The 23,954-nt window shown below is 58.6% G+C and carries 25 protein-coding genes; 23 read left to right on the forward strand and 2 right to left on the reverse strand.

What is annotated here, in order from left to right:
• Window positions 1-263: 263 nt before the first annotated feature.
• The 20 genes from FMM72_RS03950 to FMM72_RS04045 all read left to right on the forward strand — a co-directional run bounded on the left by FMM72_RS03950 (window position 264) and on the right by FMM72_RS04045 (window position 13,690).
• Window positions 264-722, forward strand: a complete 459-nt coding sequence (locus tag FMM72_RS03950) for a hypothetical protein (RefSeq protein WP_162220659.1) — start codon at window positions 264-266, stop codon at window positions 720-722.
• Window positions 715-2,019, forward strand: a complete 1,305-nt coding sequence (locus FMM72_RS03955; protein WP_180322875.1) for a PBSX family phage terminase large subunit — start codon at window positions 715-717, stop codon at window positions 2,017-2,019. The genes FMM72_RS03950 and FMM72_RS03955 overlap by 8 nt, the downstream gene beginning before the upstream one ends.
• Window positions 2,020-2,116: 97 nt before the next feature.
• Window positions 2,117-3,271 (forward strand): phage portal protein, encoded by a 1,155-nt coding sequence (locus FMM72_RS03960; RefSeq protein ID WP_160209442.1) that lies wholly within the window; start codon window positions 2,117-2,119, stop codon window positions 3,269-3,271.
• A gap of 1 nt (window position 3,272) precedes the next feature.
• The gene (locus FMM72_RS03965) at window positions 3,273-4,214 is read left to right on the forward strand and encodes a hypothetical protein (protein ID WP_162220661.1); all 942 of its coding nucleotides are present in this window, start codon (window positions 3,273-3,275) and stop codon (window positions 4,212-4,214) included.
• Between the two features lie 71 nt (window positions 4,215-4,285).
• Window positions 4,286-5,308 carry a phage major capsid protein gene (locus FMM72_RS03970; protein WP_162220662.1) on the forward strand — a complete coding sequence of 341 codons (1,023 nt, stop codon included), beginning with the start codon at window positions 4,286-4,288 and terminating at the stop codon, window positions 5,306-5,308.
• 171 nt (window positions 5,309-5,479) lie between these two features.
• Entirely contained in the window at window positions 5,480-5,866 is a 387-nt protein-coding gene (locus FMM72_RS03975) for a hypothetical protein (protein ID WP_162220663.1), read from the forward strand.
• Window positions 5,841-6,203, forward strand: coding sequence for a hypothetical protein (locus tag FMM72_RS03980; protein WP_160209438.1), 363 nt, complete (start codon window positions 5,841-5,843; stop codon window positions 6,201-6,203). The genes FMM72_RS03975 and FMM72_RS03980 overlap by 26 nt, the downstream gene beginning before the upstream one ends.
• A complete protein-coding gene (locus FMM72_RS03985) occupies window positions 6,181-6,645 on the forward strand; it encodes a hypothetical protein (protein WP_162220664.1) in 465 nt (154 codons plus the stop codon). The genes FMM72_RS03980 and FMM72_RS03985 overlap by 23 nt, the downstream gene beginning before the upstream one ends.
• On the forward strand, window positions 6,638-7,642 hold the full coding sequence (locus FMM72_RS03990) for a hypothetical protein (RefSeq protein ID WP_162220665.1): 1,005 nt from the start codon (window positions 6,638-6,640) through the stop codon (window positions 7,640-7,642). The genes FMM72_RS03985 and FMM72_RS03990 overlap by 8 nt, the downstream gene beginning before the upstream one ends.
• 19 nt (window positions 7,643-7,661) lie before the next feature.
• A complete protein-coding gene (locus tag FMM72_RS03995; protein WP_160209435.1) occupies window positions 7,662-8,051 on the forward strand; it encodes a hypothetical protein in 390 nt (129 codons plus the stop codon).
• Window positions 8,048-8,449, forward strand: a complete 402-nt coding sequence (locus FMM72_RS04000; protein ID WP_160209434.1) for a hypothetical protein — start codon at window positions 8,048-8,050, stop codon at window positions 8,447-8,449. Before FMM72_RS03995 ends, FMM72_RS04000 begins: the two co-directional genes overlap by 4 nt.
• Window positions 8,389-8,934 (forward strand): hypothetical protein, encoded by a 546-nt coding sequence (locus FMM72_RS04005; RefSeq protein ID WP_160209433.1) that lies wholly within the window; start codon window positions 8,389-8,391, stop codon window positions 8,932-8,934. Before FMM72_RS04000 ends, FMM72_RS04005 begins: the two co-directional genes overlap by 61 nt.
• Window positions 8,931-9,299 carry a hypothetical protein gene (locus FMM72_RS04010; protein WP_160209432.1) on the forward strand — a complete coding sequence of 123 codons (369 nt, stop codon included), beginning with the start codon at window positions 8,931-8,933 and terminating at the stop codon, window positions 9,297-9,299. Before FMM72_RS04005 ends, FMM72_RS04010 begins: the two co-directional genes overlap by 4 nt.
• Window positions 9,296-10,270: a hypothetical protein gene (locus FMM72_RS04015; RefSeq protein ID WP_162220666.1), complete on the forward strand. Its 975-nt coding sequence runs from the start codon at window positions 9,296-9,298 to the stop codon at window positions 10,268-10,270. Before FMM72_RS04010 ends, FMM72_RS04015 begins: the two co-directional genes overlap by 4 nt.
• A 232-nt stretch (window positions 10,271-10,502) precedes the next feature.
• Entirely contained in the window at window positions 10,503-10,856 is a 354-nt protein-coding gene (locus tag FMM72_RS04020; protein ID WP_160209430.1) for a hypothetical protein, read from the forward strand.
• Window positions 10,853-11,923 carry a baseplate J/gp47 family protein gene (locus tag FMM72_RS04025; RefSeq protein WP_162220667.1) on the forward strand — a complete coding sequence of 357 codons (1,071 nt, stop codon included), beginning with the start codon at window positions 10,853-10,855 and terminating at the stop codon, window positions 11,921-11,923. The genes FMM72_RS04020 and FMM72_RS04025 overlap by 4 nt, the downstream gene beginning before the upstream one ends.
• On the forward strand, window positions 11,913-12,494 hold the full coding sequence (locus FMM72_RS04030; RefSeq protein WP_162220668.1) for a hypothetical protein: 582 nt from the start codon (window positions 11,913-11,915) through the stop codon (window positions 12,492-12,494). Before FMM72_RS04025 ends, FMM72_RS04030 begins: the two co-directional genes overlap by 11 nt.
• 1 nt (window position 12,495) lies before the next feature.
• A complete protein-coding gene (locus tag FMM72_RS04035; protein ID WP_162220669.1) occupies window positions 12,496-12,966 on the forward strand; it encodes a hypothetical protein in 471 nt (156 codons plus the stop codon).
• Window positions 12,967-13,072: 106 nt separating this feature from the next.
• Window positions 13,073-13,336: a 30S ribosomal protein S20 gene (gene rpsT / locus FMM72_RS04040; RefSeq protein ID WP_006875569.1), complete on the forward strand. Its 264-nt coding sequence runs from the start codon at window positions 13,073-13,075 to the stop codon at window positions 13,334-13,336.
• Window positions 13,337-13,495: 159 nt separating this feature from the next.
• Window positions 13,496-13,690 (forward strand): hypothetical protein, encoded by a 195-nt coding sequence (locus FMM72_RS04045; protein ID WP_055246141.1) that lies wholly within the window; start codon window positions 13,496-13,498, stop codon window positions 13,688-13,690.
• A gap of 795 nt (window positions 13,691-14,485) precedes the next feature.
• On the opposite strand, the gene FMM72_RS04050 is transcribed toward FMM72_RS04045, so the two are convergent.
• Both FMM72_RS04050 and FMM72_RS04055 read right to left on the reverse strand, forming a co-directional pair.
• Window positions 14,486-16,009 carry an ASKHA domain-containing protein gene (locus FMM72_RS04050; protein WP_162220670.1) on the reverse strand — a complete coding sequence of 508 codons (1,524 nt, stop codon included), beginning with the start codon at window positions 16,007-16,009 and terminating at the stop codon, window positions 14,486-14,488.
• A gap of 20 nt (window positions 16,010-16,029) precedes the next feature.
• Complete coding sequence (locus FMM72_RS04055; RefSeq protein ID WP_160210878.1) at window positions 16,030-16,542, reverse strand: phosphatase PAP2 family protein; 513 nt, start codon at window positions 16,540-16,542, stop codon at window positions 16,030-16,032.
• 307 nt (window positions 16,543-16,849) lie between these two features.
• On the opposite strand from FMM72_RS04055, the gene FMM72_RS04060 reads away from it, so the two are divergent.
• From FMM72_RS04060 to FMM72_RS04070, 3 genes are all read left to right on the forward strand, one after another.
• Window positions 16,850-18,370, forward strand: a complete 1,521-nt coding sequence (locus FMM72_RS04060; RefSeq protein ID WP_160210879.1) for a phosphomannomutase/phosphoglucomutase — start codon at window positions 16,850-16,852, stop codon at window positions 18,368-18,370.
• A gap of 206 nt (window positions 18,371-18,576) precedes the next feature.
• Complete coding sequence (locus FMM72_RS04065) at window positions 18,577-19,971, forward strand: glycine--tRNA ligase (RefSeq protein WP_162220690.1); 1,395 nt, start codon at window positions 18,577-18,579, stop codon at window positions 19,969-19,971.
• Window positions 19,972-20,378: 407 nt separating this feature from the next.
• The gene (locus FMM72_RS04070; RefSeq protein WP_162220671.1) at window positions 20,379-23,951 is read left to right on the forward strand and encodes a response regulator; all 3,573 of its coding nucleotides are present in this window, start codon (window positions 20,379-20,381) and stop codon (window positions 23,949-23,951) included.
• Window positions 23,952-23,954: the final 3 nt, after the last annotated feature.

Raw genomic sequence — 23,954 nt, forward strand, 5'->3', positions numbered from 1 at the left:
GAGGCGCGCTCGCGCATGCGATGAGCCGCCGGCCGCCGAAGCGGCCGGCGGCGTGCGGCCCGGGCAGGGCCGCGCGCGCCGCGGGCCTTTTTTCAAAAATGCAGGAAATTCCTTTTATAATGTACCATTCTTTCGCTGGTTTAGTCAAGCGCAAGCCCCCTATACCCCCCGGCAGAAAAAAATTTTTGAAAAAAGGCGCAAAAGTTGCGTTTTCGCGCAAATTTTGGCTGGTGCGCGGGTATGGGTGAAAGGGGTGTGATATAGTGGGGCGTTTATGGGATGCCCAAAAGGAAACTTGCTTTTGTGTGCTGGCTGCGCGCGGCTTTTCACCGGAGGAAGCTGCGCGGCGCGCAGATCTTGCGGACATGGAAAATCTGCTGCTCGGTTCTGTGCGTGTGCGGCGCAAGATTGCGCGGCTGCGTGCACAGCTGGACGAGATGTTTCCACCGCAGGCGCTGGCACGCGCGGGATTGGCGCGCATTGCGCTTGGCGACGCTTCCGGCGTCTTGGACGGACAGCAGACCGGAGGCGATCTGTTCCATGCGGCCGAGGTGAAGCTGGCGAAAGCGGGCGGCGTTGAGATCAAATTTTTTGATCGTCTGCGCGCGCTTTCCATGCTGGCGGAGATGGGCGGCGCAAGCGGCGGCGACGCGCTTTTGGAGGCGCTGTCGCTTTCAGCGCGCACGCTTGGGACGGATGAGGAGGCGACGGGCAGTGGATAAGGCGCGCTGCTTTTCCAAAAAACAGCTGGCCGCGCTTACCTGGTGGTGTCCTGGCAGTCCATATCAAAACCAGTGCGCTGTGATCTGTGACGGGGCGGTGCGCAGCGGAAAGACCTATTGTCTCTCTTTGGGGTTTATGCTGTGGGCCATGACGGATTTTAACGGATGCGATTTCGCCTTCTGTGGAAAGACCGCTGGCGCTTTGCGCCGTAATGTGACAGACCCGCTTTGCGCGCGGCTGCGCGGGCTTGGCTACACCGTCGCGGAGAACCGCGCGCGCGGATACATCGATGTGGCGGGCAAGCGGCGCAAAAACCGGTTCTATCTGTTCGGCGGGCGGGATGAGGGCAGCGCTGCGCTGATTCAGGGCGCTACGCTTTCCGGCGTGTTATTCGATGAAGCGGCTTTGATGCCGCGTTCTTTTGTCGAACAGGCGTTGGCGCGCTGCTCCGATGAACGCGCACGCTTCTGGTTTTCCTGCAACCCGGAGCATCCGCAGCACTGGTTTTACACGGAATGGATTTTGCAGGCCCGCGAAAAAAACGCGCTTTACCTGCATTTTACCATGCGGGACAACCCATCGCTTTCCGAAGCCGTGCTGCGGCGATACGAGCGTCTTTATACCGGGGCGTTTTACGACCGCTTTGTCCTTGGAAAGTGGTCGGCCGCGCAGGGCGCTGTCTATCCGATGTTCGATCCGGCCGTGCATGTGGTGGAGCACGCGCCACAATGCGGACGTTACTACATATCGTGCGATTATGGGACTGTTAACCCGGCGTCGTTTGGGCTGTGGGGTGAATGCGGCGGCGCATGGTACCGCATTTCGGAATACTATCACGATTCACGCCGCACAGGCGAAGTGAAAACTGATGAGCAGTATTACGAGGCGCTTGCCGCGCTTGCGGGCGACAAACGGATTGAGGCGGTGATCGTCGATCCATCGGCCGCCAGCTTTATCACCTGTATCCGCCGTCACGGCCGGTTTCGCGTCGTGCCTGCCCGCAATGAAGTGGCTCAGGGCATTCAGGCGGTCAGCCGCCGCCTGCGGGAGAAGCGGCTGTTGTTTTGCGCGTGCTGTACGGATACGCTGCGGGAATTTGGTCTGTATCGCTGGGATGAGCGCGCCGGCCGCGACGCACCGCTCAAACGCGATGATCACGCCATGGACGATCTGCGTTATTTTGTATCGACCGTGCTTGAGCGCCGCAGCACAGGGTTCTGTGTAGCCGGGGTTGGGCGGGAGGCGGCCCCCCTTTGGGAAAGGGGGGCGGCGCGCAGCGCCGGGGGGATTGGGTGAGCCGCCGGGCAGGCGGCGAACGCCCGCGCCGTAGGGCGCGGGCGCGAAAAGGGGTGCGGGGGAAACGATTGGGTTCCCCCGCATCAGGAGGAGGAAGATGAAAATACGCTTGTGGAAACGCATGAAAAAGACAGCCGCGGCTGCCGTACAGACAGCCCGCGGGCGCCCGATGGCGGACGTCATGCAGCCGCCGCACTGGCGGGAATGGGCCGTATACGACGGACTTCGCCAGTCGATCCCTGTAATTGATGCGGCTATCGGCAAGATTGGGCGCCTTGTCGGCGGCTGTGCGCCGATCTGTACAGATCAGCAGGTACAGGCCGAGCTGGAGGCTTTTTTCAGAGATGTGCGCGTTGGGGCCGCCGCACACGGCATGGATGCGTTTATCCGATGCTATCTGGATAGCCTGCTGACCTACGGGAATGCGGTCGGTGAGATTGTGGCGGCGGCTGACGGCCGGTCCGTTGCCGGGCTTTACAATGCGCCGCTTTCAGATGTATGTATCCGGCAGGGAACATCGCCGTTGGAGGCAAAAATTTATGTATATAGGGATGGGGTCACGCCGACTCCCGCGCCGTATCCGGAGCTGCTCCTGTTTTCTGCGCTGGAACCGCCGCCCGGGCAGGTTTATGGCTGTTCCCTGTTGCGGGGATTGCCGTTTGTGAGCGATATACTCATGAAAATATACGCCTCGATCGGGCAGAACTTTGAGCGCATGGGCAATCTGCGCTACGCGGTGACATATCGTCCCGGTCCTGATGCGCCTGATCAGACTGGGGCAAAGGAGATCGCGGACAGCATTGCGCGCGAATGGGCGGATGCGATGGATGCGGCCAGACACGGTGTGATCCGGGATTTTGTTGCCGTGGGCGACGTTGATATCAAGGTGATCGGCGCGGACAGCCAGATGGTTTCAACCGAGGTGCCGGTACGGCAGATGCTTGAGCAAATCATTGCCAAGCTTGGCGTACCGCCGTTTTTGCTTGGGCTGAACTGGTCTACCACTGAGCGCATGAGCGCCCAACAGGCGGATATCCTGACCTCAGAGCTTGAGAGTTACAGGCGCCTGCTGACGCCGGTATTGGTCAAAATCTGCACAATATTCCTGCGTTTGCGCGGCTATGCGTGTGGGGTGGACATTGTATGGGAGAACATCAATTTGCAGGATGAATTGGAGCTTGCAAACGCGCGCCTGACTAATCTGCAGGCGGATCAGTTACAGGCGCAGCTTGAAAACAGACAGGAGGGCTGATATGAAACACGCAATGGTGACAAAATCTCTTGATACCACGCAGGTCACAGAGGAACAACTTGAGCAGATCAGCGCGTTTGCACGGCGTCCGCTTGCGGCGGACGAGGTTTATGTTTTTTCCATGATCCTCTGCGACAATGAGATTGACCGCGATTATGAACGGTTTTCACAGCCATCGCTAAAGGTATTGGGCGATCTGTTTGTTGGAAAAACCGGACTTTTTGACCACAATCCAAAAGGGGAAAATCAGACAGCGCGTATTTTTAAAACAGCTGTGGAATACGACGCGCACCGGCGCACACAAAACAATGAGCCATACTGCGCGCTGCGCGCGTGGGCTTATATGGTGCGCTGCGCAAAAAATGCCGACCTCATTTTGGAGATTGACGCAGGGATTAAAAAGGAGGTCAGCGTCGGCTGCGCAGTCAAGGGGGCGGTCTGTTCCATCTGCGGGGCGGATGCCAGAACCGAGCCGTGCGCGCACATACCCGGTCAGCAGTATAACAGCGCGCTTTGTTGGCGTGAGCTGGTTGAACCGACCGACGCTTACGAGTGGTCGTTCGTGGCCATTCCTGCACAGAAACAGGCTGGCGTCACAAAGGGATATTTTACGGATAGCACGCAGCCAAAACGCGCGTCCAACGGCTCGCTGATGCTGACAAAGGCGCAGGCGGACGCACTCGATTTGCGCCTGTGTGAATTGGAGACGCTTGCCCGGGAAGGCCGCGCGCGTTTGGAGCAGTTACGCCGCGACTTTGTTCGTATGGCCGCGTTCGCCATGCCCGCGCTTGACCCGGCTGCCGCCGCAGAGACGGCTGAACGGCTCGACGCACGGCAGCTGGAGGCGTTCTGCAAGGGATTTTCAGAAAAAGCGCCCGCATTCCTACAGCTTGGACGCAGGGAAAATGCGAAGCCGGAGGACAACGGCGCGTTCCGGATTTAAGGCGGCAGGCAAACGGCGCAGCCTTGAAGTAAAGATTCGACGAATGATGAACAAAACAGGGAGGAAAAAAGATGGCGAATTATCAGACAATCAAGCTTGACAAATCCATGTACCGTGCGGGGATTCCGTTTACCGCACAGCTTGAAAAGCTCGATCCGTCGGCGCAGTATGCGGGCGGCGAACTGGCCGGGCTGGACGCGTTTGAGCGGCAGCTCAAGCGCTTTGACATCAAGGTGAGCGGTGCGGGCAGCGACACGATCTCCAAATTCTTTTCAACAGGCGATTCAGCGGCTCTATTTCCCGAATATGTGTCGCGTGCTGTGATGCAGGGCGTTGATGAAAGCGGTGTGCTTGCCAATATCATCGCGTCAAAGACTGTGATCAATTCGCTCGATTACCGCACCATTACCACCGCCGAGGGACATGACACGGCCGCGTCCGTCGTACAGGAGGGCGCTGAAATCCCGGAGACGGTCGTAAAGCTCAAGGACAACCTTGTCAAGCTGACAAAGCGCGGCCGCATGCTGGTGGCGTCATATGAAGCGGTCAAATTCCAGAGGATCGATCTGTTTTCAGTTGTGCTGCGCCAGATCGGTATGAACATCACCAAAGCGCAGCTCGCCGACGCAGTCAACGCACTCATCAACGGTGACGCCGCCAGTGACGCCAACGGTAACGCGGCTGACGCCATCGAGACAGCGCAGGCTGGCACGCTTACATATGACGATCTGTTGGCGCTCTGGTCCCAGTTTGAGGATTTCCACATGAACACGCTGATTGTTGCACCTGACATGATGCAGAAGCTGTTGGCCATTGAGGAGCTGCGCGACCCGGTCGCCGGGCTGAATTTTTCTGGCAGCGGCGTGATTGGCACTCCGCTCGGCGCCAATGTGATCCGCTGCGCCGCAGCGCCGGCCGGGACAATTGTCGCGCTTGACAAGAATTTCGCGCTTGAAATGGTGACGGCCGGAGATATCCTGGTTGATTATGACAAGCTGATCAACACGCAGCTTGAACGCGCGGCCGTCACGTCCATCAGCGGGTTTGCGAAGCTGTTCCCGCAGGCTGTCAAGGTGTTAAAGCTCAAACAGTGACCTGGGAGCCGGGGCGGCGAAAGGCGCGGGCCGGACAGGCCCGCGCACGCGTGCGGCGGCTGCCGCGCGCGAAAGCCGCGGAAAGCGGCTTCTTTCGCCGCCCATGCAATGGGGGAGCGGGGGAAATGTGTTCCCCCGCCCTTCGGAAGGATATGAAAGGGGGCGTCATAAGTGGAAATTGAAGCTGTGCTGGAACAATTTATACGCCTGTCCGGCCTTGACGAGCAGGCTGCGCGCGAGTGGATTTCCCTGTGTGAAGCGGCGGCTGAACGTATTGAGGAGCTTTTGCCAAAGGATGCGGACCCAAACAAGCTGCGGTTGATTTTAGCGGCGGCGGGCGAAGCGAATTACCGGTATATGCTGGCGCGTTCGACCGGAAATGCGCAGAGCTTTAAGGTTGGAGATATTTCAGTGACGCGCTCGGAGGGCGGCGGTTCAGCGCTGGAGGCGCGCGCCCTGCGCGATGCGCTGTTTGCGGACGCCGCGCCGCTTTTCGCACGCGGACATGCGGGATTGTGGCAGGTGATGGAACGTGAATCTTCAAGCGGCGGTCAATGAGGCGCTGCGGGCCTGCGGCCAGCTTGTGTGGGTGCATGGCGATGAACAGACACGGTTTTACGCGAGCATTCAGCCGGACGGCTGGCAGACGCGGATGCGTACCGAGAGCGCATGCACGCGGTTTGGACGGACAGATCCGCGCCGGTTCGTCTATTACGGACCTTTGACGGGCGGCGGACAACATGTGTGTGAAGGTGTTGTCATCCATGCTGGGCAGAAGCTTTATGAAGTTTTAATTTGTCACGATTTTGAATATGAAGGCGCAGGGCTGTTCAGATGGGCGGCGATGCGCCTGATCGAAGGAGGGATGAAGGATGGATGCGCTGACAGCGTTTAAAAGTGATCTGACACGTTATCTGCAGGGCAGGCTGACAACCGCCGGCGATGTACAGGTTGCTGGGGAATATCCGCCTGGACTGAGAAAACGGACGCAGCGGGGCTGCCGTGTGGCTGTCGGCCTGGACGGGGCCAGCCGGCCGGGCGACGCAGGGGGACGTGTCCGGCTGACCATGCGTTTCGACATCATCTGCCCAGTTGGGGAACTGCCAGGCTGCCACGCGGTCTATGAGGAATTGTGCGGTCTGTTGTTTTGCCGCGAAAATACCTTTGGCGCGGCGCAGATCGAGTGCGGCGAGCTGACATATGACCAGGAACTTGATTGCCTGTCTTTAACAGCGCGCGCTGTCCTCAATGGGATATTGAATGAGGAACCGGATACGGACGGTCTGCCGTTTAAGGAAATTTTGGTACATACGGAAAGGATGGAGCGCGATGATTAACTTACCGGATTCCATGCGGCCCGGCGTTTACACGAGCACAGATGTGCGCAGCGGCGCGGCGTCTGTGGATAAACGTACGGCTGTCGCTGCGGTGGGACCGGCGAAAGCGGACTATGAGCCGGTTGGTACGATCGTGGAAGTACATGCATATGCGGACGCGGCTGTCTTTGGCGAGGAAAGCGCGCTGTGCGCGATGGCGCGGGCGCTGCTTGCCGGGGGCGTTTCGCGGGTGCTGGCTGTGGCCGCCGGAACGGATTATGAAACGGCGTTCGCCGCTCTGGAGGGGGAAAGCGGCCTCTTTGCTGTTGTAAGCGACGGCGGGGGCGCGGCCCTGGCGCATCATATCAATGCATGCTGCGCAATGGGGCGCGAGCGCGTTGGAATTGTGGCCGTCTCCGAGGTAGAGGCCGCGGCCGAAGCTGCTGGGGCGATCAACCACACGCGCGTAATGGTCGCGTGCGACGCGGGGACGCGTACAGCCGAAGTGGCGGCGGCGTTCGCGGCGGCCGCCGCGAACGCCGCTGGGACAAACAGCCTCAACGGTCTGCCGCTGCGCCTGGAGAAGCCGTTTGACGGGACGCTGACGGCTGTTCAGATCGAAACGCTTCTGCGCGCGGGGGTAGCGCCGTTTGAACGGCGCGGCGAAGGCGCGGCATGTGTACGCGCCGTTACAACCGGGCGGACCGGCGATGCGGTAGAAGGGCCGCACGCCGCGCTGTCCACGGCGCTGGCTGTCGATGCCGTTGTCAGCGCCGTGCGCGGCGCGGTTGGAACGCGCCTGCGCGGGCTGAAAAACAATGCGGTTACACGCGAGAGCATCGCGTCACAGATCACTGTGGAGCTTGAGGCTAAGCGTGCGCTCGGCGTGATTGATAGTTATGAGCCGCCGCGTGTGACGGCGCATCCGTGCGACGCGTCCGTTTGCGTGGCGACGCTGTCCATGCGCGTCGCGCCTGAAATCAGCCAGATTGTCGTCGCGGCGGAGATTGTCGTTTGAAAACGAAAGGAGGCGGGCAATGGCATTTATCACATTTCCAACAAGCAAGGATATCTATATCGAAATTGATGGGCGTCGCCTTGCCACGGCGCAGAGCTACAAAGCCAAGACAACGCGCGAAAGCCGCTATGTGGAGGCGTTTGGTTCGGCCGAACCGGTGGGGACGGTCGGCGGGCGCGTGCGCCATGTCCTGGAGCTGACGCGCGTGGCTGTGACGCCGCAGACGGGCAGCGATTCCATCGATTTTCATGCGCTTGACGGCTTTAACGTCGTGATCGTGCGTCCGGGCAGCAAAATTATTTATTCCGATTGCAGATGGTCCGCAATCGATGAATCAACGCCGTTGGGCGATCTTGTGTATGAGACGCTGACGCTGGTGGCGCGCACGCGCATGGAGGTGCAGACATGAAAGCGGGGCCGCTTGCAGAAAACAAATTCTCCGCCGTCTATCTCGGCCGGGACTTTGTCTTTCAAAAGCAGAGCGCGGCAAAGCGGCTGGCGCACCGGGACCGGGCGCGGGAAATGGTCCCGCGGCTGTGCAGATTGGGGCTTGACGAGAGGCAGGCGTATGCGCTCGCCTATAACTGCGTCCTGCTGTTCCAGACATTGCGCGGACAGGACGCCGTCTCGTCGCCCGAGGGGGTGCTCAACCGCTTTACGCTCTGTCAGATCGCAGATTTGTGCCGCCTTTACTGGGAGCGCAGCGATCAGGCGTTTGACAGGGCGTGTCCGCCGGCGGAGGCGGTATGGTACGACGAGTGCGCGGTCAACGAATCATGGGCTGCGCGGACTGGGGGGACGGCATGAATCTTGAAGCGGAGCTTGCGGCGAACATGAGGGTGTTTTCCGATTTTGCAAAGACACGCGCGGCTGTGAATTATCCGGCAAAGATGGATGTACCGCTTGTATGGGATCTGTATATGGATACGGCCCGGCCTGTGGGGCAGACACAGGACACGGCGTCCCTTACAGAGTCCGGAGGTCAATCCGCACCCGCCGCGCCGCTGGAAGCAGTTCGTCAGGCGGACTACGCGCCGCAGCCGATCGCCTATAGGCTACAGCCGGACTCCTACGCGCCGCAGCCGGCCGTCTATAGGCTGCAGCCGGACTCCTACGCGCCGCAGCCGATCGCCTACACGCCGGCAGAGCCGCTCTCCGCGCCGGCGGCGGCCAGCTATTACGAGGCGGCGGACGGCGATACGGAGCTGCTCGGCCTGGTCAACGACCGCCTGCGCACACAGGCGCGCCGGTATCCGCATCCGATTACAAATGAAATGGAGGCGATTCATTGAACCGGATGCAGTTTGGGGCGTACCTGTTTGATCAAAATCCGCGCCGGATCGAGCTTTCCCGGGCGCATAATCTGGCGGCGCACACGCTGCCGGGAACGGGCGTCGCCATGCAGGATACCGGACCGCGCTGCCGCACGGCGCGGTGCGAGGGGGAGGTCTTTGGCGATACGGCCGATGCGGCTCTGAGCAGGCTGGCGGCGCTGGCCGCGGCCTGCGCGCCCGGCCTGCGCGCGACGCTGTACCTGCCGACCGGCGAGCAATTCGCCGCGGCGGTCAGCCGGTTTGCATATACTGCACAGGGCGACGGACGGGTGCTGGCATATGTGATCGACTTTCTTGAATACGGCGTGGAGGCCGCGCCATGACGGCGCGGCTGGACGGGGCGCTGACTGTGACGGCGCGCGGCGGCGACGGCGCGGCGGCGGCGCTGCCGCCGCCGGTTGAATGGGAGCTTGTGCGCTCGTTTGATTCGCCGGCCGACTCCTTTACGGGCGTATTCCCGTATGAGCAGGCGTGCGGGGGCTTTCATTCGGTTGAGGTCACGATGGGCGGACGGCGGCTCTTTCACGGCGGCGTCGACGAGACGAGTGTGACGGCCGGTGCGTCGGGACGGCGGCTCAAACTGCTGGCGCGCGGACCCGGCGCGGTGCTGCTCGACAATGAGGCGCTGCCCTGGATTTATACAAACGTCGACTTACAGCGGATTTTTGACGAGCACATCAAGCCCTACGGCTTTAAAACGCTCGTGTACGACAACAATGCGATTTTTAACCATTATCAGGTACAAAAGGGTATGAGCGAGTGGGAGGTCCTTTACAATTTTGCACGCAACGCGTCGTCTCTGCCGGCGTATATCGACGGCGAAGGCCGCGTCGTTTGTCCAAGCGAATGGCCGCCGGCGGGCAGCCTTGTTGTTTCGAACAGCGCCGCGGGGGCGCTGCGTTTTTCGAGCGTCAAGGTCACGGACAACCGTTACTCGCCGATCACACGCTTTATAATCCGCGATGAGGAAGGCGTTTACAGCTATTCCTACGACAATCCAGAGACGGATGCGCTCGGCCTGACGCGCACACGCTATCTGATCCCTTCGGTGGAATATATGCAGGGGACAAGCGGCAGGCTTGACGCGTCTCTACGCGTGCACCGTTCCATGCTCGGCAAGTTTGTAGCCGAGGCGGTCTGTCCCGGCTTTTGGGATGTGGCGCTACGCGATTCGGCAAGGCTCGACACCGGCGTGCAGATCTATACGGGCCTGTTTGTCCATCAGGTGCGCTACAGGTTATCGCAGGATGGGGCGCAGACCTTTTTGACCATGCTGGATGAACGGTATGTATAAGAGCCTGTTCAAAATCTCCCGGCATATGTCCAGGCGGCCGCTTTTCCGCCCTGGCTGCGTTAAAAATTCTTGCCAGACATACAGTGTGCCTGCGAATGTTTGCCTTGCAGGACGAAAAAACCGCTCGCCAATCTATATACTTCGAGAATTTGAATAGGCTCTAAGGAACTGTACCAACGGGGAAACGCACACGCCCTGGCGGTAAATTTATGGAAAGGGAGGCGAACGCCGAATGGATGTTTTATTGGAAAACGGCGACATTGTGTGCGGACGCGATGGAACGCCGGTGATGATCGACGGCGCGCGTGAACTGGCGCAGCGCGCCGCGATCCGGCTGGCGGTACGGCGCGCAAGCCTGCCGCACGATCCGTCGTTCGGCAGCGAACTGTACCGCCTGCCCGCCTCAGGCGGGCAGGCGGCGCGCGACGAACGCGCCCTTGCGTATGCGCGGCGCGCACTGGCGCCGCTGCCGCAGGTGCGCGTGACCGCCGCGCGTTGTGAATGGGATGCGCAAAACAGCCGCCTGGCGGTGCGCGTGACGCTTGATCTGGGCGGCGCACAGGCGGGATTGGAGGTGCGGATTTGAAACAATATGACGAACAGGCGCTTTATACGCGTATGACGGCGCGTTATCAGGAGCTTGCGGGATTTCTTCCAGACGAGGCGTCAGACATCGCGCTGCGCTTTCACGCCCTGGCCGGGGAGCTGGCGCAGGTGTGTGCGGCGCTCGACGAGGCGAGCCGGCAAGCGGCGCCCCAGACGGCGACCGGCGAACGGCTGGAGCTTTACGCGGGACTGCGCGGGCTTGAGCGGATTGCAGCTGCGCACGCGTCCGGTACGCTTGTATTTAAACGGTATAAAACCGGCGGGGAGGAAATTGTGCCCGCAGGGACGTTGTGCCTTGCCGCAGATGAAACCGCTTATTTAACGTTGAAGGATGCGGCGTTCGGCGACGGACAGGAAGAAGCGTCCGCGCCTGCGCGCGCATGTGAGCCGGGACGCGCGGGAAACGCGGCGGCGGGGCGGATTTTAAAGATCGATCCTTCCCTGCCGAATATCTCCGTGAAGAATCCGGAGGCGTTTACTGGCGGGCGCGATATTGAGGACGACGCATCGCTGCGCAGACGGCTGATCGAGGCGGTGAAGGAACCGTCAAACGGTGTGAATGCGGCGTTTTACCGCGATTTTGCGTGCAATTTCCCCGGGATTTCCGACGTGGCCGTACAGGCCGGCGCGCAGATGGGCGACGTAGACCTGCTTGTGACGGCGCCGGATATGGAACGGGTTCCGCCGGATGTTAAAACGGCTTTGGAGGCGGCGCTCGACGAACGCCGTGCGCTCTGCGCGTCGGTAGCGGTGCGGGATGCGCAGACAATACCGGTCGATGTGCATATCACCGTGCGGCCTGCGCGGGATGTCCCGTTTGAAACGGCGCGCGCATCCATTGAGGCGCGGGTACGCGCCCTGCTCGGCCAAAAACTGCTTGGAGAAGGGCTGACGCGCGCGCGCCTTTATCAGCTTGTGATGGACGGCGGACAGGCGGAAAACTGCAATGTCCTCGCGCCTTTAAACGATCAGACAGCCGGACCTGTGCAGGCGTTGCGCGCGGGCGTTATAACGGTGGAGGAGATGGGGGCTGCAAATGGAGCATAATCTGTACGCACGCACGGCCGCCGCCGGAATTTATGACCTGCGGCCTGGTACGGCTGTTTCAAACGAGCTGGCGGCGCTTGACGCGGGGCTGTCCTGGGCGCGGACGCTTTTATCGGAGATGACGGCAGCCCTGTACCCACTGTCCGCGCCGTATGAAATGCTGAAAGCCTGGTGCGCGTTGTACGGGTACGCCGTCCCGTCCGGATTGGACGGGACGGCGCTGCGGCGCGCGGCCGCGGCGCTGACGCGGCCGCCCGGCTGTTCGCGTGCCGCGCTCGAGGCGTATTTTCGTGCGCTTGGCTGTGCGGTCAGGCTGACCGAGCAGACCGCACAGCGCCGGGTGCTGGTTGGCGGAGAAACGTTTGGCGGGCTGTTTGAGGATAGCGACGCGCTGATGCGCGCGCTGCGCCGGCTGTTGCCCGTGGGTGTGACCGCCGCGCTTGATATCGGCGAATTGACCTGGGCGCTGCTTGACGCGATGGAGCTTGACGCGGCGGCAATCGACGCGCGCGGGCTGACTTGGAGTGAATTTGACGCGGCGGGACATCCCGCGCCGGAGGAGGCAATTTGATATGGCCAGTACAAATAAAACAGAAACGCTGGGGCTCAACCAGTGGATCGGGTCGGACAAACCGAAGATGGAGGATTTCAACAGCGACAATCGTTTGATTGATACGGCTGTAGCGGGACATCGCGCCGATCAGACAGTCCATGTGAGCGCACAGGAACGCGCCGTCTGGAATGCAGCGGCGCCGGTCATCGGCTCTTATACGGGCGACGGGCAGGAGGAACGTCTGATTACCCTGGGGTTTCAGCCGCGCTTTGGAATGGTGTTTGCCGTGGATAAAAATTTGGTTGGCATGGCGAGCCAGGCGGGCGATATGATTAACTATTCGGCATGTGTTGCGGCCCAGGGAGGATCGGCGGGCGCTTATATTGAGGAGACGGGATTTACCGTCATGCAGCTGGTCGCGGCGACAAACAGATCCGTGCCCAATCTCAATGCAAAGGGTGTAACCTACGTATATATTATGTTCCGGTGACAGAATTTGTGGGAAAATTTCGGCATAGGTATTGCTTTTTGGCAAAAAGAATGCTATTATAACTTGTACTGTCTTTTATGCAATCCAAGCAAGGAGGTGTAAACCTATGCCGAACATCAAATCCGCCAAGAAAAGGGTGCTTGTCGCCGCTAAAAAAGCCCGTGCGAACAAAGCTGCCAGGACCAACCTCAAGACGGTTCTGAAGAAGGCTGACGCCGCCGTTTCAGCAGGCGCCGCCGATCAGGCCGAGGCGATCCGCGTTGCGATTAAGAAGGTCGATCAGGCCGCTGCGAAAAAGCTGATGCATAAGAATGCGGCTGCGCATAAAAAGTCCGCGCTTATGAAAAAGCTCGCCGCCGCCTCTAAATAAAAAGGGTCGGCCGGGTGACACCTGTTTCTTATCGACACTGCCGTTTTCGCGGCAGTGTTATTTGTTTTTCAGCCGGTTGACGGCAGGGCATTTTTGCGATATCATAGAACCAGATTCTGCATTCTGCCGCCGCATCCGGCGGATATAGGGGGCATGTTTATGCATGAGCACAGCACGGAAAAGACATTTCTTTCGCTTTTATGGCTGGTGGTGCCGATCGTTCTGTCAATTCTGGTGATCTGTGTTACCGCCGGCTACTGCATCTATCGCCGCGCGATCGAACGGGCCTATCGCGCCCAGTGGGACGATTACGACTATGGCTGTGACGTGCCCGAGATTCAGGAATGGGAATAATCGTTGAAAAAACGCCCCGGCAAAGCTGCCCAAAGGCAGCGCGCCGGGGCGTTTATACTGCTTTTAAAAAGGCAGGGGGGCGCGCGCGCAATCCGTGCGCGGGTCGCTCACCGCCGGGGGGCGCGCGTGACCCGTGCGCGGGTCACTCACCGCCGGGCGCTGCGCTTGCCCGGCCGGCTATTCGGGGCTCTCCAGCAGGGCGGCAATTGCCGCCCTGCCGGGCGCGGACAAGCCGCGGCAGCGCCCCTCAGCGCGCCTCACAAGGGGAGGGTCGAGCGACGCCTCCCCTTATGTTATCCCCACCTCTGCCTGGCGCGATCGTATCGGGCGCACGCCAACACGTCCGAAGGAAGATCGTTTCACTGCGCCTGCCCGGGATTGGAGTGCTTGCAAGAAGCGCGCCAGCCGCACGGCGTCTGTCACGCTTCCTGCTGGGGGAAGCCCCTGCGTCTGAACGGGTGTCTTGCGGCCTGCGGGCCGCGCTTTTTATGAGGGCTGCGGCCCGGGGATAAGGGCTCTGCCCTCGACGGCGGCCAAAACCCGCAAGGGGCCTTGGCCGCCGTCTCACCCGCCGCCTTTTGAAAAAGGCGGGCGAAAACTTTTGATCGACGCGGCGTAAATCAGATTTACTGCGCCCGCCCTGGGATTGGGGCGCAGCCTGTAAAAATACTAGAACCTGCCCCACTATTCGCGGCGCAGCCGAACTAAGTTTTTCGCCGAAGCCTTTTTTCAAAAAGGCTGGAGCGCAGCCGATTAAAGTTTTTTGGCTTACCTTTTTTTCAAAAAAGGCAAGTTTCAAAAAAGCGGGAACAGCATTTGTTCGATGAAGCGGTCGGAAAAGAAGGCGCTTTCGGTGAGATCGAGCACCTGCGCGCGCTTGGCGAGACGTTCGGCGTCGTCGAGCGCGGACTGCGACGACGCAATCAGGCAGGCCCCGGCCCCGGCCGCGTTGCCGCAGGCACGCGCGCATGGCGCGCAGACCGGGGGAATCAGGCCAATACTGGCGGCAGACCGCACGTCGATGCGGCTGCCGAAGCCGCCCGCAAGCAGCAGGGCGCGCAGATCGGGCGGCGCAAGACCAGCGGCCTGGAGCATGGAGTCGACACCGGCGGCGACGGCGGCTTTCGCAAGCTGAAGCTGTCGGATATCCGCCTGTGTCAGCGCCACGCCGTCCATAAGCGGAAACGCTTCATGATATTGTTCGTCGAGCAGGCCGGTTTCATCGACCGCCCCGCAGCCAAGCAGCGCGGCAAGGGCGCTGATCGCGCCTGTTCCGCACAGGCCGCGCGCCGCGCCGCCGCCGGCGACTGTGCAGACGGCGCCCTTCCCTGTCATGGAAACGTCCGTGATCGCGCCGTCGGCCGCAACCATGCCGTGCGAAAGCCCGGCGCCCTCAAAAGCCGGACCGGCCGCCGTCGAACAGCAGAGGATGCCCGTCCCGGTGATCAGCGCAAGCTCACCGTTTGTACCGATGTCCATCAGGAGTTCATTTTCCTGCGGCGCGGCTGCGAGCAGCGCGCAGATCAGGTCGCCGCCGATGTACGCGCCGGCGCACGGCGCAAAATAGACAGGCACGTCCGGCGGCAGGGCAGCAAACAAGCGGCGTGCGCTTTCCATCACGCCGAACAGGCTCTGCGGCGTATAGGGCGCGGCGGCGATGCCGGCAGGATCAAGCCCGGCCGCAAGATGCAGCATGGTTGTGTTGCCTGTGAGCACAACGCCGCGCACAACGCGCGCATCAAGTCCGCTCCGTTTCAGCAGTACGGTGAACAGGCCGTCGAGCTGGCCGAGGATCGCCTCCTGAAGAGGGCGGACACCGCTTTCAGCGCAGCGCGCAATGCGCGCGATCACGTCCGCGCCGTATGAGGCCTGCGCATTGAGCGCGCTGGCCGCCTCGGCGGGGCGGGCGCGCGTCAGATCGACGAGGTAAACGGCCGCCGTCGTTGTGCCGATATCTACGGCAAAGGCGTAGCCCTGCGTGCCGAACGGCGAGGCGTCGCTGCGCTGTGCGGACAGGCCGGCCGTTTCAACACGGGCGTTTTCCGGTGCGCGCGCGTGGATGGTACAGCCGCCGAGCGCCTGCGCGCAGCAGGCAAGGCGCACGTTTGAGAGCTGTTCGTCAACAGTCAGCAGGCGCTTTTCCGTTTCAGACAGCGGCGACAACGCGCCATATGCCGTAACCCTGCATTTGCCGCAGGTGTGCGCGCCGCCGCACGGCATGGGAAAGCCATATGGCTCCAAAAAAGCGGCCAGGACCCGCGGTGCTTCATATGGCATCGTGTGGGCCGCGCCGCCGATATAAATTGTGATGGTTTCCATAATAAACATCCTTTCGGCTGCTATGTCTGCGCACCGCCGCGCAGCAGCCGGCGGGCGGCCAGCGCGCTGAGCAGTCCAAGCAGTGCGCCCGCCAGGATATCGGTTGGATAATGTACACAGAGATACAGCCGTGAAAAGGCGATCAGTATGGCCAGCGGAATGGCCCACCAGCCGTTTCGCCGGTTGGACAGGGTCAGCGAGCACGCGGCCGCGAACGACGAGCCTGTATGCCCCGACGGGAAAGAAAACGAACCAGGCGGAGGGATGAGCAGCGTCAGATCTGGCAGATGGGTGAACGGCCGCGCGCGCTGGACGATATTTTTGAGCACAATCTCGCCGCATAGAAATGCAATCAGAAGCGAGAGCGCGCAGGCATAGCCCATACGCCGCGTCTGTTTGCGTGCGAGCAGGACAATACAGACGGCGATCCAGATGAACCCATATTCCCCAAGCATGGTGACGGCCGGCATCAGAAAATCGAGAGGCGGGCAGCGCAGATGTGTAGCGATCCAGTTGACAATGGTCAGATCCATGACATCCTCCTTTATCAAATGCAATTGCGCCGCAGAACATGCGCTGTGGCCGGTGTCAATAGAGACAGGTTTATTTTACGTGATTTTATGAAAACAATCAATGACAAATCGGAAAATCATTGCTATAATAAGCGGTAAGCGATTATTACAGCGCATGGCCGCGGCAGACGGGCACGCCCCGATTTTGTCCCAGCGGCCAATGGCAGCCCCGCACAGGCGGGCCGCTGTCATAAAAGCATATGCGCCGGCCCGGCTGGATATGGTTACAGACTGGGATGAGGCGAAGGTGAAGGTGAGGAGGATCACGATGTCTATTTCAAAGGAACTGATGCTGAAGCTGCAAAATGGCAGCGATGTGCGCGGCGTCGCTGTGGAAGGCGTTGAGGGGCAGCATGTCAATCTGACCGGGGAAGCCGCCAATCTGATCGCGCAGGCGTTCGCGCTGTGGCTGGCGCAGCGCACGGGCAAGCCGGCCGGGGAATTGAAAATCGGCGTTGGACATGATTCGCGCGTTTCTGCCCCGGCGCTTTTGTCGCAGGTGCTCCAGGGGCTGACCGTACAGGGCGCGCAGCCGTTTGACTGCGGTCTTGCGTCCACGCCGTCCATGTTTATGTCGGTTGTATTCCCTGAAACCCGCTTTGACGGTTCCATTATGATTACAGCCAGCCATCTGCCCTATAACCGCAACGGGCTTAAATTTTTCAACGCGGACGGCGGTCTGGAGCACGCCGATATCACCGATCTGCTTGAAACGGCGGCCGGTCTTTCAGCGGGACAGGCCGGCCTTTCCAAAGTGTCAAAGGTCGACCTGATCAGCCTGTATGCGCAAAGCCTGTGTGAAAAAATCCGCCTCGGCGTCAAGGCCGACGATTACGACCATCCGCTGGCGGGGCTGCATATCGTTGTCGATGCGGGCAACGGAGCGGGCGGTTTTTTTGTCCGGCAGGTGCTTGAGCCGCTCGGCGCGGATACCGCCGGCAGCCAGTTTCTGGAGCCGGACGGCATGTTCCCCAACCACATTCCCAATCCTGAAAACAAGCAGGCCATGGATTCTGTGCGTGCTGCAACGGTGGATCATCACGCGGATCTGGGCATTATATTTGATACGGATGTCGACCGCATGTCCGCGGTCCTGCACGACGGCAGCGAGGTCAACCGCGATGCGATCATCGCGATGATTTCCGCGATTATCGCGCCGGATTATCCGGGCGGTACGATCGTTACGGATTCCGTGACTTCGGACAAGCTGACCGATTTCCTGGAAAATACGCTGCATCTCAAACATCACCGCTTTAAACGCGGCTATAAGAACGTCATCAATGAATCCAAGCGCCTCAACGCGGCGGGCGTGCAGTCGCCGCTGGCGATTGAAACCTCTGGCCACGGCGCGCTCAGTGAAAACTATTTCCTTGACGACGGCGCATATCTTGCCGTCAAGCTGTTGATCGCGGCCGCAAAGGCCCGCCGGGAAGGCAAGCGCATCGATGCGCTGATCGAAAAAATGCCCAGGCAGTTTGAATGCCGCGAATACCGCATGAATATCAGCGGCGAGGACTTTAAAGCATATGGCCAGCAGGTCCTTGAGCAGTTTGAACAACGCGCCAGAGCCGCCGGCTATGCTGTGGCCCCAAACTCCTATGAAGGCGTGCGCCTGACGTTTGACAGCGAGCAGGTTCAGGGCTGGGTGCTCCTTCGCCTGTCGCTGCACGATCCGCTCATGCCGCTGAACACGGAGGGCAACCGCCCCGGCGACTGCGACCGCCTCTGCGCCGTCGTCCGCACCCTCCTCGACGGCTTTGACCGCCTCGACCAATCCCCGCTTTTTTGAAAAAAGCCTGGCAAAAAACTTTCCGGCCTTTTTGAAAAAAGGCCTCGGCGAAAAACTTCATACCTTTTTTGAAAAAAAGGTATGCCAAAAAACTTTAGTCGGCTGTGCCGCGAACAGCGGGTTTGGCGCTGCGTTTATACAGGCTGCGCCGCGGTCGGAATCCGGGCCGGTTTTTATTTAGAACATAACCTTGAGAGGATGAACGTATTTTGAACAGCAATGAGAAAACCATGGAAAAGATTGTGAATCTTTGTAAAAGCCGCGGATTTGTTTATCCGGGTTCGGAGATTTACGGCGGGCTTTCCAATTCATGGGATTACGGCCCGCTGGGCGTTGAATTTAAAAACAACGTCAAGCGCGCATGGTGGAAAAAATTCGTGCAGGAATCGCCTTATAATGTGGGGCTTGATTCCGCGATCCTGATGAATCCGCAGGTGTGGGTCGCTTCGGGCCATGTGGGCGGTTTTTCCGATCCGCTGATGGATTGTAAGGACTGTAAAACGCGTCACCGCGCCGACAAGCTGATTGAGGACGCGGCCGGCGAAGTCGCGGATGGCTGGAGCAACGAGCAGATGCTGGCGTATATTAAAGAGCATAATATTAAATGCCCGGAGTGCGGCGGTACAAATTTTACAGACATCCGCAAGTTTAACCTGATGTTTAAAACGTTTCAGGGCGTCACTGAGGACGCGAAGAGCGAACTCTATCTGCGCCCGGAAACCGCGCAGGGCATCTTTGTCAACTTTATGAACGTTCAGCGCACCACGCGCAAAAAGGTGCCGTTTGGAGTCTGCCAGGTGGGCAAAAGCTTCCGCAATGAAATCACGCCCGGTAATTTTATTTTCCGTATCCGTGAATTTGAGCAGATGGAGCTGGAGTTTTTCTGTAAGCCTGACACGGATTTGGAGTGGTTCCAGTATTGGCGCAGCTTCTGTGAAAACTGGCTGCTGTCGCTCGGCATGACAAAGGACAATATGCGTCTGCGCGATCATGCCAAGGAGGAATTGTCCTTCTATTCCAAAGCAACGACCGATATTGAATATCTGTTCCCGTTCGGATGGGGTGAATTGTGGGGGATCGCCGACCGCACGGATTACGATTTGGGCCGGCACGGCGAGCACTCGGGCAAGACGCTCGATTATTTTGATCCCGAGACGAACGAACGGTATGTGCCGTATGTCGTTGAGCCGTCGCTTGGCGCAGACCGTGTGGCGCTGGCATTTTTGTGCGACGCATATGATGAGGAAGTTGTCGGTACGGACGCAAAGGGCAAGGAGGATGTACGTGTTGTAATGCGCCTGCATCCGGCGCTCGCGCCGTATAAAGCCTGCGTGCTGCCGCTTTCGAAAAAGCTGGCCGAGGGCGCGGGGAAAATCTATGAGACGCTCGCAAAGGAATATATGGTTGATTATGACGACGCCGGTTCCATCGGCAAGCGGTACCGCCGCCAGGATGAGATTGGAACGCCTATCTGCATCACCTATGACTTTGAAAGCGAAACCGACGGCTGTGTAACCGTGCGCGACCGCGACACCATGGCGCAGGAGCGGATTGCTATTGATTCGCTCTGCGATTACCTCAAGGCGAAAATTGCGTTTTAAATAGGAAATGGGGGGCGGCGCAAAGCGCCGCCCCCGTTCGGTTATTTTGGTGTGGGATCGTTCGTTAAACCGGGCAGATAGTCACAGCTTGTACGATAAATAGGCGACAAGCGCAATCGTATTATATGGGTATATTTGCATGTCCGCCTTCATAAGCATGGTCCTGTCGTTGGCTGCAATACAGGCGTTTGGAAAGCTGCTCCTGTGACCAATGGTGTTTTTTCGGAGATATTGAAGCCTATCATACACGAAATCACTCCAATATCATCATACCACGCCGATCATCCGGCCAACGTTATTTAGCGAATCTTTCGCTAAATAATGAGAATGTATAAAAGTGTATAAACGATTGATTTTTCCTGAAAACATGATAAAATAAATACGTATATACAGATAGGAGTGGGCAGATGTTGTATCTGGAACAATTAGAAAAGATTCTTAACCACATCACCAGCATCGGCATCTATGTTGTCCGGCGCGATACGCATGAAATGCTTTATTTTAACGAGCGCGTCCGGGCGGTCGCCCCTGATGTCCGCATCGGGTCTGTCTGCCACGAGCTATGGGCCGGCACGTGTTCCAACTGCCCGCTGCTTTCAATCGGAGACCAGGAATCGCATACTGCGGTATCGTATAATGATCCATTCGGCGAGATGGTCGATATCACGGCCACAAAAATGATGTGGGGCGAGGAAATACCGGCTTACATCATAACGGTCGGCCCGCATACGCTCACAAAGCGCGAGCAGGAATTGGAGTGGGGCCGGCGGCGGATGCTTCAGGCGCTTTCGTGTGTTTATTCAATGGTCATCTATGTCAATCTGACCAGGAACAGCTTTTTCATGGTCGAATACGAGCGGTTTGATACAAAGCAGGCGCCCGATGAAGGCAACTTCGACGAACTGATTGAAATCGGCGCGCAAACCATGCATCCCGATTTCCGCGAGCAGTTTAAAAATACCTTTAGCCGCAAGCGGCTGCTTGAACAGTTTGCAAAGGGCGAAACCAATATTTATATGGAGCACCGTCAGCTTGGCGACGATGGGGAATACCACTGGACCATGACGCGGGTTGTCCAGGTGGAAAACCCCATAAACAACGACGTTCTGGAGATTACGCTCTCCCACAACATCGATCGTGAAAAACAGCTTGAGGAAAAGCTCAAGGTTCAGCATGAGATGGAGCGCGAGCGCATTCGCTATCAGACGGCTGTCGAAAGCACCGACGAGGTGATGTTCGAATACGATGTGGCGGAGGATCTTTTTACAGCGTTTGAGGGTATTGTCCAGGATGGCGCGCGCAGGACGCAGCGCATGGTGCTGCGGGGATACCTGGAACGCATAGAGACACTGGGCATCGTCCATCCGGATTATTTTGATCAGATGCGTTGCAAGCTGAGCGGCCGCACGCTTGACGACGTTGAAATTAGAATGAAAACGCCGCATACGCAGGAATACCGGTGGTTCCGTGTCCATGGGAACATGGTCTATGAAAACAATCGGCCGGCGCTTGTCATTGGGATGCTGCGAGATATAACCCATATCAAACAGCTGGAGTTGGAGCGCGAATCGCTCGAACGTATCTGTAATTTTACAGTCAATCAGGATTACAATCTTGTCGCTATCATCGAAGTGCCAACAGAAACGTATGCCATTCGTTTTTGTTCGCTTGGCCCCATCTATCACATCCCGCATGCCGGCGCATATCCCGAACAGGTTGCACGCATTGCGCAGCTTGCGGTATATCCGGACGACCGTGGTGAATTCATAAGTCAGCTCGACCTGCCCACACTGATCTCTCATCTCGAGCAGTCCGATGAAGAGTGCCGCCTTTACTGCCGCATTTTGAGCAATGACGGCGCTTTCCGCTGGAAACGCGTCCGTTTTACATATTATGAAGGCGATCAGACGCATATCTTGTTGACCATACAGGATGTCCAGGAGGTGCGCGAGGCCAAAGACCGCGAGCTGGTGAGCAACCGGATTTTTGCGACTGCTTTCCGTGACCTGTACGACCAGGTATTTGAAGCGGATCTCATTACAAATGAAATCCATGAAATCATCTGTGATGAGGACGGCATTCAGCGTGTCCCGACCGGACGGACGCTGCAGGAGGTGATCGACTACCGCTGCGAGCACCTGATCCATCCGGATTTCCGCCGTCAATATATGCAGGAAATGGATATGGACACGATTCCCGAGCGGCTGGCCAACACTGCAAGCAGTTATTTTGAAATCCAGCGCAAAACCACCTTCACAAGCGATTTGTACCATTGGTATTCAATACAGCTTCAATTCTTATCCGAATCGCAGGACAGCTACAAAATCATGCTTTACATGCGCGACATCGATCAAACGCGCCGCGAGGATGAACGCAACAAGCGCGCCTTACGGGACGCGCTTGTGTTGGCACGCGACGCCAACCGGGCAAAAACCGATTTTATTTCGCGCATGTCCCACGATATCCGCACGCCGATGAATGCGATCATCGGTATGACCACTATCGCGGCTGCCAATCTTGGCAACAAGGCCAAAATCTCCGATTGTCTGCAAAAGATCGACGTATCGGCCAAATTCCTCCTGTCGCTGATCAACGATATCCTCGACATGTCCAAGATTGAAAGCGGTAAGGTCGTCATTGCGCGGCGTGAATTCAATTTTCACCGCATGATCCATGGCATTTCATCCGTATTCGGGCAGCAGGCCGCGCAAAAGCATCTTGCGTTCAACGTCTATCTCGAGGAAAACTTTCCGCTGACCTGTATGGGCGATGAACTGCGCATCAATCAAGTGCTGATGAACCTGCTCGGCAATGCTGTCAAATTCACGCCTGAGGGGGGACGCGTATCCCTGCGCATTGAACGCAAAAAGGCCAAAGAACACATTACGCTTGTCCGTTTTGAGGTCGAGGATACCGGCATCGGGATCAGCCCGGAATTCCAAAAGCGCATCTTCGATCCATTCGAGCAGGAATCCGCCAGCAGCGGACGCGTCTTTGAGGGGACAGGGCTTGGAATGACGATCACCCAAAACCTTGTGCTGCTGATGGACGGGCGCATTTCGCTGGAAAGCGAGCTTGGGCAGGGAACACGGTTCATTGTGGAACTGCCGTTGGAATTGGGCGAGACAGCCGAACCTGTGGCGGTCGGCAGCGAGTCCATCGGCCATCTGCGTGTGCTCATTGTCGACGACGATGTGATCACCTGCGAACATACGCAGACGATTCTGCTTCATATGGGGCTTGAGTCCGTCTGGGTTACATCCGGCGAACAAGCCCTGCGGGAACTGCGCGAGGCACGCGCCAAAAATCAAAATTATGATGTCGCGTTTATTGATTGGAAGATACCCGGGATGGACGGGCTTGAAATCGCGCGCCGTATGCGCGAGCTTGCTGGGCCGGAAACGCTCGCTATCATTATGTCCGCCTATGACTGGGCGCAGATTGAAACCGAGGCGCGCGCAGCCGGCGTGGACCACTTCATTTCCAAACCGATCTTCCCAGAGAGCGTGCACAACGCGCTCAGCCGGGCCATGCAGGACGCGCCGTCTGCGCAGGAGCCGGATTCTTTCCAGTTTTGCGGCGAACGGATATTGCTGGTGGAGGACAACGAGATCAACATGGAAATCGCGCGCACGCTCTTGGAAATGCAGGGATTGACTGTGGACGGGGCGTGCAATGGGCAGGAAGCCGTCGATAAATTCCAGGCGTCGGAGCTTGGTTATTACCGTGTTATTTTGATGGACATCCGAATGCCAGTCATGGACGGCGTCACCGCCACGCAAAAAATCCGCGCGCTGCCGCGCGCCGACGCCGAAACCGTTCCCATCATAGCGATGACAGCCAACGCTTTCCAGGAGGACGAGGAGTTTGCCGCCCAGATGGGGATGAACGGCTATCTGATCAAGCCAATTGATACGAAATCCCTGTTTAAGGGGCTGAATCAGCTTTTAAACCAGGGATTGACACAAATGTATATTTGAGAG

This window comes from Anaerotruncus colihominis (assembly GCF_010206195.1).
Taxonomy (GTDB): Bacteria; Bacillota; Clostridia; order Oscillospirales; family Ruminococcaceae; genus Anaerotruncus; species Anaerotruncus colihominis_A.

What these genes read in the sequence shown, in the direction of transcription:
- FMM72_RS04060 (WP_160210879.1), top strand. Translation starts at nt 16,850, where the DNA reads ATGTCTATTTCAAAGGAACTGATGCTGAAGCTGCAAAATGGCAGCGAT.
- FMM72_RS03960 (WP_160209442.1), top strand. Translation starts at nt 2,117, where the DNA reads ATGAAAATACGCTTGTGGAAACGCATGAAAAAGACAGCCGCGGCTGCC.
- FMM72_RS04045 (WP_055246141.1), top strand. Translation starts at nt 13,496, where the DNA reads ATGCATGAGCACAGCACGGAAAAGACATTTCTTTCGCTTTTATGGCTG.
- FMM72_RS03970 (WP_162220662.1), top strand. Translation starts at nt 4,286, where the DNA reads ATGGCGAATTATCAGACAATCAAGCTTGACAAATCCATGTACCGTGCG.
- FMM72_RS04020 (WP_160209430.1), top strand. Translation starts at nt 10,503, where the DNA reads ATGGATGTTTTATTGGAAAACGGCGACATTGTGTGCGGACGCGATGGA.
- FMM72_RS04005 (WP_160209433.1), top strand. Translation starts at nt 8,389, where the DNA reads ATGGTACGACGAGTGCGCGGTCAACGAATCATGGGCTGCGCGGACTGG.
- FMM72_RS03985 (WP_162220664.1), top strand. Translation starts at nt 6,181, where the DNA reads ATGGATGCGCTGACAGCGTTTAAAAGTGATCTGACACGTTATCTGCAG.
- FMM72_RS04030 (WP_162220668.1), top strand. Translation starts at nt 11,913, where the DNA reads ATGGAGCATAATCTGTACGCACGCACGGCCGCCGCCGGAATTTATGAC.
- FMM72_RS03965 (WP_162220661.1), top strand. Translation starts at nt 3,273, where the DNA reads ATGAAACACGCAATGGTGACAAAATCTCTTGATACCACGCAGGTCACA.
- rpsT (WP_006875569.1), top strand. Translation starts at nt 13,073, where the DNA reads ATGCCGAACATCAAATCCGCCAAGAAAAGGGTGCTTGTCGCCGCTAAA.
- FMM72_RS04050 (WP_162220670.1), bottom strand. Translation starts at nt 16,009, where the DNA reads ATGGAAACCATCACAATTTATATCGGCGGCGCGGCCCACACGATGCCA.
- FMM72_RS04055 (WP_160210878.1), bottom strand. Translation starts at nt 16,542, where the DNA reads ATGGATCTGACCATTGTCAACTGGATCGCTACACATCTGCGCTGCCCG.
- FMM72_RS03995 (WP_160209435.1), top strand. Translation starts at nt 7,662, where the DNA reads ATGGCATTTATCACATTTCCAACAAGCAAGGATATCTATATCGAAATT.
- FMM72_RS04000 (WP_160209434.1), top strand. Translation starts at nt 8,048, where the DNA reads ATGAAAGCGGGGCCGCTTGCAGAAAACAAATTCTCCGCCGTCTATCTC.
- FMM72_RS04070 (WP_162220671.1), top strand. Translation starts at nt 20,379, where the DNA reads ATGTTGTATCTGGAACAATTAGAAAAGATTCTTAACCACATCACCAGC.
- FMM72_RS04035 (WP_162220669.1), top strand. Translation starts at nt 12,496, where the DNA reads ATGGCCAGTACAAATAAAACAGAAACGCTGGGGCTCAACCAGTGGATC.
- FMM72_RS03990 (WP_162220665.1), top strand. Translation starts at nt 6,638, where the DNA reads ATGATTAACTTACCGGATTCCATGCGGCCCGGCGTTTACACGAGCACA.
- FMM72_RS04015 (WP_162220666.1), top strand. Translation starts at nt 9,296, where the DNA reads ATGACGGCGCGGCTGGACGGGGCGCTGACTGTGACGGCGCGCGGCGGC.